This is a genomic window from Dietzia sp. DQ11-38-2, from assembly GCF_014145055.1.
Classification (GTDB): Bacteria; Actinomycetota; Actinomycetes; order Mycobacteriales; family Mycobacteriaceae; genus Dietzia.
The window spans coordinates 1-9572 of sequence record NZ_JAALDW010000312.1 but is presented as its reverse complement, the minus strand read 5'-3'; the positions used below and the strand labels follow the sequence as shown (position 1 = coordinate 9572).

Annotated in this window: 7 protein-coding genes; 4 read left to right on the top strand and 3 right to left on the bottom strand. The window is 66.9% G+C overall.

The genetic code is table 11. The features are described from left to right. The coding region (locus G6026_RS11020; protein WP_241728039.1) for an ATP-dependent DNA ligase at nt 1-2669 on the bottom strand (2669 nt) is incomplete at its 3' end. 177 nt (nt 2670-2846) lie between these two features. Here G6026_RS11020 and G6026_RS11015 point away from each other — a divergent pair. Both G6026_RS11015 and G6026_RS11010 read left to right on the top strand, forming a co-directional pair. Continuing rightward, on the top strand, nt 2847-4205 hold the full coding sequence (locus G6026_RS11015) for a DUF262 domain-containing protein (RefSeq protein WP_182613200.1): 1359 nt from the start codon (nt 2847-2849) through the stop codon (nt 4203-4205). Continuing rightward, nucleotides 4205-6217 (top strand): DUF262 domain-containing protein, encoded by a 2013-nt coding sequence (locus G6026_RS11010; RefSeq protein ID WP_182613199.1) that lies wholly within the window; start codon nt 4205-4207, stop codon nt 6215-6217. Before G6026_RS11015 ends, G6026_RS11010 begins: the two co-directional genes overlap by 1 nt. A gap of 475 nt (nt 6218-6692) precedes the next feature. On the opposite strand, the gene G6026_RS11005 is transcribed toward G6026_RS11010, so the two are convergent. Continuing rightward, entirely contained in the window at nt 6693-7343 is a 651-nt protein-coding gene (locus G6026_RS11005; protein ID WP_309230207.1) for a hypothetical protein, read from the bottom strand. A 195-nt stretch (nt 7344-7538) separates the two neighbouring features. Here G6026_RS11005 and G6026_RS11000 point away from each other — a divergent pair, with 195 nt between their 5' ends. Then, complete coding sequence (locus tag G6026_RS11000; protein WP_176475023.1) at nt 7539-7715, top strand: hypothetical protein; 177 nt, start codon at nt 7539-7541, stop codon at nt 7713-7715. Nucleotides 7716-7879: 164 nt separating this feature from the next. On the opposite strand, the gene G6026_RS17355 is transcribed toward G6026_RS11000, so the two are convergent. Then, on the bottom strand, nt 7880-8929 hold the full coding sequence (locus G6026_RS17355; RefSeq protein WP_241728038.1) for a helix-turn-helix transcriptional regulator: 1050 nt from the start codon (nt 8927-8929) through the stop codon (nt 7880-7882). An 84-nt stretch (nt 8930-9013) separates the two neighbouring features. Here G6026_RS17355 and G6026_RS10990 point away from each other — a divergent pair. Next, nucleotides 9014-9572, top strand: a 559-nt coding sequence (locus tag G6026_RS10990; protein WP_347238095.1) for an amidase family protein, incomplete at its 3' end; no start/stop codon positions are given.

Here is a 9572-nt window from a genome sequence, read left to right as displayed (position 1 = left end):
TCCCGCCACGAGGACTGCCGCAGCACCCCCTCCTCGGTGAAGCCCTGGTGGCGGACCTCCACCACGAGCTTGGGCAGCACCCAGATGGCGTCGCGGCGGGCGTCGGACGGCAGGTCCTCGAGGAACGGGCTGGTCTTGCGGCGCAGCGGTTCGAGCTCCTCGAGCAGTGCCTTGCCCTGCCGGTCGGAGAAGCCGGTGCCCACGCGGCCGATGTAGGTCAGCCCCGTGTGCGCGGGCAGGCCGAGCAGCAGTGAGCCGAGCGAGCCGGAGCGCCCGCCCTTGCCCGGCCGCCAGCCGCCCACCACGGCCTCGGTGGTGGTGAGCAGCTTCTCCTTGAGCCAGGTCTTGGCCCGCTTTCCCGACTGGTAGTGCGAGTCCCGGCGTTTGGCCACGATGCCCTCCCAGCCGAATTCCTCGGCCTCGTCCAGTGCGCGGTCGCCGGGTCCGTCGAGCACGCCCGGCACGTGGACCCGCTCGACCTCCTCGAGTGCCGGCGTCAACAGGTCTAACACCTCGCGACGCCGCTCCCACCGTTCTCGGCGGAGGTCCACGCCGTCGAGTCCCAGGACGTCAAAGACGAACAAGTGCACCGGGCCGATCGACGAGTCGTCTCCTTCCGCGGCGGCCTGTTTGGCCAGTGCGGAGAACTCGGGCACGCCGTCCGGGCCGGGCACGACCAGCTCGCCGTCGAGCACCGCGGGCTTCCCGATCGCCTGCGCCAGCCCGGGGAAGCCGTCGGCCAGCCAGTCCATCGAGTTGCCGTTGCGGCTCATCACCCTGCTCTGTCGGCCATCGGTCGCCACGGTCACCCGGTAGCCGTCCCACTTGCCCTCGAAGGCCCACGTGTCCTCGGGCAAGGATGTCACCGACCCCGAGGTGGGGATCATCGGCAGAGGGGGAGAGTCGGGGCGATCGGCCATGTCCGAGTCGCGGTTCTGCCCAGCTTCCGAACGGCGGGTAGTCGAGTCGCCCGACTCGCGGGACCGCGACGTGTCTGACCCCCCGGAGCGGTCGTTATCCGAGGGGTACGACGACTTGGGGTTGTCGCGTCCGCCGTAGAACGAGTCCGGCGACTGGTCCTTCATATACTGCACGATCCACTGGTTCTTCTCGGCGTTCGTGCGTATCAACACGTACCGGCCGGAGACCTTCTCACCGTGCAGCCACACGATGATCTCGTCGGGCTTCCACTTCTCGCACTCGTAGGTTCCGCGGTCCCAGATAGTCATGTGGCCGGCGCCGTACTCGCCCTTGGGGATGGTGCCCTCGAACGTCTCGTAGCCGAGCGGGTGGTCCTCGGTGTTGACGGCCAGCCGCCGGTCCTTCGGTTCGGTAGGCAGGTTCTTGGGCACCGCCCACGACGCCAGCACGCCGTGATGTTCGAGCCGCAGGTCGTAGTGCAGGCGGCGGGCGTGGTGCTCCTGGATTACGAAGATCGGGCCGTCGTCGTCGGAGCGGTCGGTCTCGACCTCGCCGTCGAACGGCTCCGGGGTCTTGCGGCGGTCGCGCTTGCGGCGGTACTCCTCGAGGCTGGTCACCACGGCGTCGGCGTCGGTGGGGCCGGTGTCGCAGCCTTCCTCGGCTGCGGCGCGGGTGGAGTCGTCGCTGCCGGAGTCGGAGTCGCCGGAATCGGCGCCGGAAGAATCGGAACTGCCGCGCTCGGGGTCCCCGTCATCCGATGAGGACGACGAGGACTTCTTGCGGCTCGCGGACTTCTTCTCTCGCGATGCCGAGGACTTCTTAGAGGCGGACTTCTTGGTGGCATTCTTCTTCGACCCGCCGCCCTTCTTCGCGGGTCCCTCCAAGCCGTCGAGCAGGTCGCCTTCGGACTCCAGTCGCGTGAGCATCTCGTCCCAGTGCAGGTGCGTGAGCCCGCCGTCACCGAGTTCCTCCCACGAGCGCGGGGCAGCAACCCACGGCTCGGCGCGCCCGCGCAGGGAGTAGGGCGCGACGGTCGTCTTGGCGCCACTGTTCTGGCTCCAGTCCACGAACACCTTGCCGTCGCGGATAGAGCGCTTCATGGTGGCGGTGACCAGGTCCGGGGTCTGCTTGGCCAGCGACTGGGCGATCTGCTTGGCCACCGCGGAGGCGCCCTTGGCGGTGACGGCCTTGTCCAGGCGGGCGTAGAGGTGGATGCCCTTGGATCCGCTGGTCACGGCGTAGGAGTCCAGGCCCGCCTCGGTGAGGAGATCCCGGACGCGCAGGGCGACCTTCGCCGTCGTGTCCAGGTCGACGTCCTGGCCGGGGTCCAGGTCGATGACGATCCGCCTGGTCCGCCCCGGCTCGCCGTCGGTCAGGGTCCACTGCGGCACGTGGAGCTCGAGCGCGGCCTGCTGGGCGAACCACGCCAGCGTGGCGGGGGAGTCGAGCACCGGGTAGGTGACCGTGCGCGAGGAGTGCTCGATCGCCACCCGCGAGACCCAGTCGGGCGTGTGGGAGGGCAGGTTCTTCTCGAAGAAGGACTTGTCCTCGGTGCCGTCGGGCCAGCGCTTGCGCGTCACGGGACGCTGACCGGCGTATGTCATGAGGAGCGGCGCCACCGCGAGGTAGTACTCCAGCACATCGGCCTTGGTGGTGCCGGTGGCCTCGTAGAGCACCTTGTCGGGGTGGGTGAAACGGATCGTCCGCCCGTCGACCTCGACCGACTCCTTGCCGCCCTTGCTCGCCATGGGTCCACTCTGGCACTCGAGTCGGACAATGGCGACCGGCCTCTGCGCAATGAGCATGGGCAGGGCGGGCGGGGAAGCCAGCGTCTCGGAATTAGAATCAGAGCGCGGATAACCTCATGAAGAACGGGCACATGGTGTGAAATGTTGATGGTCCTCAATCTCGAAGAAGGAGACCGCGTGGCCATCAGTCGTGCACACGGCGTCAAGCGCGTGACAATTCGCGAACTGCTCTCGGAGGAACTGCGCATTCCGGCCTACCAGCGGCCCTACAGGTGGAAGCCGGAGACGGCCACGCAATTGCTAGACGATATTCGGTTAGAATTCCGCGAGACCCTAAGCGGCGCAACCGGCGTCGACGAACCGGGCCAAGCTTCCTACGTACTCGGAGCGATCATTCTCCACCGCGACAAGAAAGCTGAATTCCCCGACGTGGTGGACGGCCAGCAGAGGCTCCTCACGCTGACGATGCTGCTCGAACTACTCGATGCGCAGGACCCACCTGCGGTCGGCCGGAAGAACTGGGATCACGCCGACCCGGCCGCGCCCATAACCAAGGTCTGGAGAGAACTCGCCAGCCGCGTCGGCGCGATCGACAGCGACCGAGGCGCCCTCGCCGCCTTCATCCGCGACAACTGTGTGGTGATGCGGATCGAAACAGACGACGCTGATGAGGCGTTTCGGGTCTTCGATTCCCAGAACTACCGCGGCAAGTCGCTACTACCGCACGACCTGCTCAAGGCGTATCACCTGCGGGAGACCCGCGGAGAGTCCGCGCTCATGAAGGTGGCATTGGTGGAGGCGTGGGAGGCCGTCCCGGACGCGGACCTGGACCGCCTCTTCTCGTCCTATCTGTGGCGGATCCGGAGATGGTCACGGGGATTGACGGCGCCGGCGTTCAGCGCAGATCACGTCGATGAGTTCAAGGGAGTAACGGCGAAGGCCGCGGTTTCGCCGATGGCCCGCTACCACCGTGCGGCTCAATCCGTTGTCCCCGTGTTGACGGCGTGGTCCCCGGAGTCCGCCGCGTCAGAAAGGGACGGGTTTCGTACCCGTTTCCAGCTGGAGGCACCCGTGCAGCCGGGCCGCCCGTTCTTCGAGATGGTCGAGTTCATGCTGGACGAAGTCAAGAGACTACGCCGCGAAGGATTCGATGATCCGGATTGGGAGAACTTCGTCTCGTCTACGGCGGAGTACGACGAACAGCCATCTAAGGCGAAGTTCCGTTACGTGTCCGAGTTGTATCTGGCAGCGCTGCTCTACTACACAAACAAGTTCGGAATCGCCGACCTCGGCGAAGCGAAAAGCCGACTATTCCGCTGGGCCTACAGTCTCCGGGCCAATCTGATACGAGTGCAGCTGATATCGGTCGATAACCACGCACGCAGCACCGAGGAGAACGCGTCCGCTTTCGGGCTCCTGCGCAACGCGGAACGGCCGGAGGATCTACGTCGCCTCCTGGTGGGAGAAGTGGGTCGAGAAGATCGGCCCACTCACATGAGAGAACTCCGCACCCTGCTCGAACGTCTGGGGGCCTGATGACGAGCCAACTGACGCCTGAACTCCTGACTGTCAAGGAGCTCTTCGGCCAGCGCGGGGTGCAATACGAGATTCCCGTCTACCAGCGCAACTACGCGTGGGGCAAGGAACAGATCGACCAACTCCTCGACGACATCTGGAAGGCGTCGACGAGTATCGCCGGAGACTACTTCCTCGGAAATCTCATTGTTGCCCCGAAGTCCCAGCAGAACGGTGACGATGTCACCACCTACGAGGTCGTGGATGGCCAGCAGCGACTTACGACGTTGTTCATGCTTCTGCACCGTCTCCAACGGGAATCGCTGGGGGCAGAGGGGCTCAACAGTCGCGACCTCGAGGCCATCTCCCAGTTGACCTACTCGTCGCGAAGAGTTGCCTCCCAGGCGCTGCAGAACCTCTCCGATTCCGAGGAGGACGAGGGATCGGGGATTCTCACCGGGTACAAGCAACTCAAGGAAGGGCTCGCGCGGTTGGCGAACGGAGGCGCGAATCTGGGGCAGTTTGCGCGCTTCCTCCTCGAGAAGGTCTGCGTGGTGCGAGCAGCGCTTCCCGAGGCCACCGACCTGAACAGGTACTTCGAGGTGATGAATACCCGCGGCCAGCAGCTCGAGCAGGTGGACATCGTCAAAGCCAGGCTCATGAGTTACCTCGGGGTTGACAATTCGGCGGATTCGGAACGCACAGAGCGTCAACGAGCCACTCTGGCCTGGGTCTGGGATGCCTGCGCGGACATGGGCCGGTATATCCAGATGGCGCTGACTCCGGGCGACACCAATCTCCGTGCGGCGGTCTTCGGAGTGGACTGGGACCGACTCAATACTACGGGGTTTGACGATCTTGTGGACGTCCGGGGCAAGGTGCGGTCCCAGAATATGACCGGTGTGAGACCGCTGACTCTGTCTGAAGCGATTGATCGCTATGCGCGTATCAAGGACGAGTCGTACACGGATTTGCAGGAAACTCAGCGGTTTCAATCTCCGATCCGCTTTCCCACCCTCCTCCTGCACGCGCTAAAGGTGATGCACACACGAGAGGGTGGCGACGACGAGGACGATGGCCGCCTTGACGATTCCAGACTGGTTCGACTCTTCGACGAAGAATTCGGAGATGCCGTGCGGCCGGCCGAACTCGTGAAGAGATTCATTGAGACCTTGCTGCGCTGCAAGTTCGTACTGGACAACGCAATTCTCAAACGTGAGTTCGTGGGAACTCACGTGGAGGACGGTGCGTGGTCACTCAAGCGACTCGGCAAGAACACGACGAGCGACTCCGGCAATGCGAAGGCCAGCCCGAAGTACCCCCGCGCGTTCTCGCCGACGGGGGAGGAGTCTGATGATCAGGTCGAGGTAGGGGCGGGCGATCCGACCCGGGACGTCCTCCTCCTCCAGTCAGTGCTGCGCATTACCTACACATCCCCTAGAAACATGCATTGGATTACTCGGGTGCTGCGCCGCGTCGATCCATCGATGCCCCGGCATCACCAAGGCCAGATGCTCGCCGACGAGCTCCGAAATTACATCCGCGGCAAGGTGCGGGATTCGATGCCAACCGATTCCGGCCCGTTCGGATTCGCCATCGAGCGCATCGTCTACACATATCTGGACTATCTGCTGGTCCAAGGCTATGGACCCGAGGGAGCGCGGGACACGAGTTACGAGTTTCAGTTTCGCAACTCGGTGGAGCATTTCTTCCCGCAGCATGCGAACCGCGACAACGTGGGCTGGGACGCGCTCGCCGGCGACGACGACCGGCTTCACTATTTCGGCAACCTGGCTCTTGTCAGCGTGAGCGCTAATTCAAAGTTCAGCAACGAACTGCCGGCGAGTAAAGTTCTCAAGGAGGGGACCATCAAGCAGAGTCCAAAGCTCGTGTTGATGGCGGCTGAGGTCAAGAACAACGACGGGTTGTGGGACGGGCATTCCATCGAGAAGCACCATCGGGAGATGGTGGCGATCCTCTCCGAGGATCTCGCACAGCAGAGCGGCGGTGACGTCGACCGCTCGAAGATCTGAACGACGACGAGGGGCCGTGCTCCCGACGGCTGGTCCCGCGCGGACGTTGTCTCCTCGCCTGACGATCTGATCAGCGCCGAGCGAGCGGACAAGCTCTTCATCAGTCTCGGATGCGTCGGCCACAACTGTGAGGCCGGCGTGCGTGACCAGCTGCACGACGTATTCACCGGTCGATACGGCAGCCCCGGTGACCGTGAGAGTCTGTCCGGGCTTCAGATCGGGGAGATCAAGGGCACGCCGGGCGATGAGGCCGTTCATCGGAAGCGTCGACGCGGCGACGTCGTCGGTATTGCGGGGTGAGGCGGCGATCGACCGGGCAGGCAATCCGATGATCTCCAACCGCCTCGTACTGATCACGTGAGTAGTGCACCTCGGCCGAACTCCAGGCCGCCCCGCCCTAGCGGTTTCGGCGCGCCAGCAATCGCTACCCCCACGGCAGTCTTGCAGTCCGCCGCCGGCAGCCACAGCCGGGCATCTAACCCCCCCGCCGGAACTGGTGCGCTGCGCGCAGGGCCGCGTCGACATCCAGCCCGCGCCCACCCAGGAGAGCCTGTGCCGTGTCAGCGCTGAGGTCGGGGCATTCGGCGAGCACTCGGTCGAGGAGGGCCGGGGCGGGTGCCGCGCCGGCGGGGTGGCCGCCGGTGGACATCGTGAGTTGCCCGGTGATCTGCGGGAGCACGGCCCGGTCGCTGAGGGCAGGCAGGTTCAGGGCGGTGAAGCCGTCGTCGTTGTCGTACTCGGCGCGTGTCCACGTGCCGCCGTCGTACCCGTAGATGAACCCGATCCACATGCCCTCGGAGTCGATGCGCTCGAGGTGGTCGCCGATCGCCTCGGCCCACCACGCGGGGCACCCGGCCAGGAGGTCGGTCTCGGGCTCCCCGAAGTACTCGGCGGCGGCGCGGAAGTATGTGGTGGAGTACTCGTGGTCGTGACCCAGGAGCACCGCCCGCCCCTCGCCGGCGAAGCGGATGTCGGCCCAGTTGCCGCCGCCGTCGTCGTAATGCCACGTCGACTCGTTCGCGTAGGCCGATTCCGCCCAGCGCGGCCCGTACGCGGCGAGCACCGCGGCCAGTGCGGACCACCTGGGGGACATCGCGTCGGGATGGGGAAGGTCGACTTCTCTCACGCCACGATTCTGTACGACGGGGGGCGATCCCGGAGCGGCCTGTCACATTTCGCCCGGTGACCTCCGAAGTCGCGGTCGGGGCCTGCCGCAACAATGCGCGCGGCGGTGTGATATGCGGCACACCGCTGCTACCGTCGGTAGGGCAGGCGCCCACCGCGCCACGTCACCCGCACCCACCCGAAAGGACGCCTACTCATGGGTTCAGACGCCATCGGCTCGCTCGGCTCACTCGCTCTCGGCTCGCTCGCCGCCCCCATCCTGGGATCGCTCGGCCTGGGCTCGCTGCTCCAGGGGGCCAGCAGTGGCAACGGCAGCGGCACCGACTCGCTGACCGGGATGCTGCCCACCGATCTCCTCGGCGGCATCTCCTGACCGGGAGGCCTCTCCCGGCCACCCGGCACGCACGGCCGCGCGCCGCCTGACGCGCCCGCAACAAGACGCGCCCGCAACAAGTCGCGCACGCCACCTGAGGCACCACACGGACCCCGGACCGCACCCGCGGCCCGGGGTCCGCGCATGTCCGGGCCCGGGCCCGTCTACGCGGGCAGCGAGCGGTGACTCGCCTCGGCCACGCAGCGGATCGCGTCGAGGCTGTCGAGATCGCGGAGAAGCGCCTCCCGCCCGAGAGCGGTCCGGTTGGGCACTCCGAGCTTCATCAGCGCGGCCTCCACGTGGGTCCGGGTGGTCCGCACGGAGATCCCCAGGGCAGTGGCGATCTCGTCGTTGGTCCACCCGCGGGACAGCAGACCCACCACATCGAGTTCACGTGGGGTGAGGTGATCGTCGCACTCGGCCTCCTGGATGCGGATCAGGACCCCGTCCCCGGCGGCGTCGGTGGTGACGTGCCACCAGCCCCGTGAGCCGGCGCGGTGCCGGAAGCCCAGCGCCGCCCCGGTGCGCTGGTGCAGAGCCCCGATCCGAGAGAGGTCTCTGGCGGTGAAGGGGCCGGCGGCCACGTCACCCACCCGCACGTCGAGCGTGCCGCGGCTCACCCACACCACGAGGTCCGCGGGGGCGGGAGGGCGAGTCGCCCGGGGATCGGTCAGGGAGGCGATCTCACTGGCGAGCATGGTCAGCCCGAGCAGGGCCTCGTCACGCAGTGGCCGGCCGTGAGTGGAGCTCAGCGCCAGGAATCCCGGGCGGGGCGAACCGTGGCGGAGCACGCCGAGGGGGAGCGTGAGGCCCTCGTGGAAGCCGTTGGGCTTGAGCGCCTCCCGGTAGGTGCGCGAGGAGCGGAAGTCGTACGGCAGGTCGATGAACCGTCCGGCCACGCGCTGCTCGGTGATGTAACGGTGCGCGGGACACTCCGCCGCGTAGGTGGTGGAGATGAACCGGATGGCGTCGCCGGGGTAGTCGAGGTTCACCAGGACGGGGTGCGCCCGGCCGGTGGTGGCCCGCTGAGGCCCGACGAGCGTGGCGCAGTCGAACCCCAGCCCGTCGCGGACCATGCGCACCGGCTCGTCCAGGGGGGCCTCACCCCGGCCGGCGGCGCGCACGCTGTCGGCGAGACGGACCCACCACGTCATCTCCGGCGTCACGCACACCTCCGATCGTCGCAGGCCGGGGCGGGAAGGGGCATCGGCCATTCGGCCGATGTGACCTGGAGCACATGGTGCCACCATTCGGGCAGTCGGCGTAGGAGGCGCCGGATGCCAACCCCAGGAGGACCCGTGAACATCGAGGAATACTCAGCACAGGACGCGACGTCGCTCGCCGCGATGGTCGCCGCCGGTGAGGTCACCGCGGACGAATTGGCGACGCTGGCCACGGACGGAATCGCCGCGGTCAACGCGCACCTCAACGCCGTGGCGTCGGGGCCGTTCGACACGCCACTCGACTACGCCTCGGACGGGACCTTCGCCGGGGTGCCGTTCGTGATCAAGGACCTGGTCTGCCATGCCGAGGGCGTGCCGACCAGGATGGGCACGCGGATGTTGGCCGACGGGGTGGTCCCGCCGGCGGACACGCATCTGATGGAGCGGTTCCGGGCTGCCGGTCTGGCGACGGTCGCGGTCTCCACCACGCCGGAGTTCGGCTACAACGCCAACACGGAGGCCCTGGTCTACGGCTCCACCCGGAACCCCTGGGACACCTCGCGGAGCGCGGGCGGCTCGAGCGGCGGGTCCGGGGCGCTGGTGGCGGCCGGGGCGATCCCGATGGCTCACGCCAACGATGGTGGCGGCTCCATCCGGATCCCGGCGGCGGTCAACGGGCTGGTGGGCCTCAAGC

What these genes read in the sequence shown, in the direction of transcription:
- G6026_RS17355 (WP_241728038.1), bottom strand. Translation starts at nt 8,929, where the DNA reads ATGGCCGATGCCCCTTCCCGCCCCGGCCTGCGACGATCGGAGGTGTGC.
- G6026_RS11010 (WP_182613199.1), top strand. Translation starts at nt 4,205, where the DNA reads ATGACGAGCCAACTGACGCCTGAACTCCTGACTGTCAAGGAGCTCTTC.
- G6026_RS11000 (WP_176475023.1), top strand. Translation starts at nt 7,539, where the DNA reads ATGGGTTCAGACGCCATCGGCTCGCTCGGCTCACTCGCTCTCGGCTCG.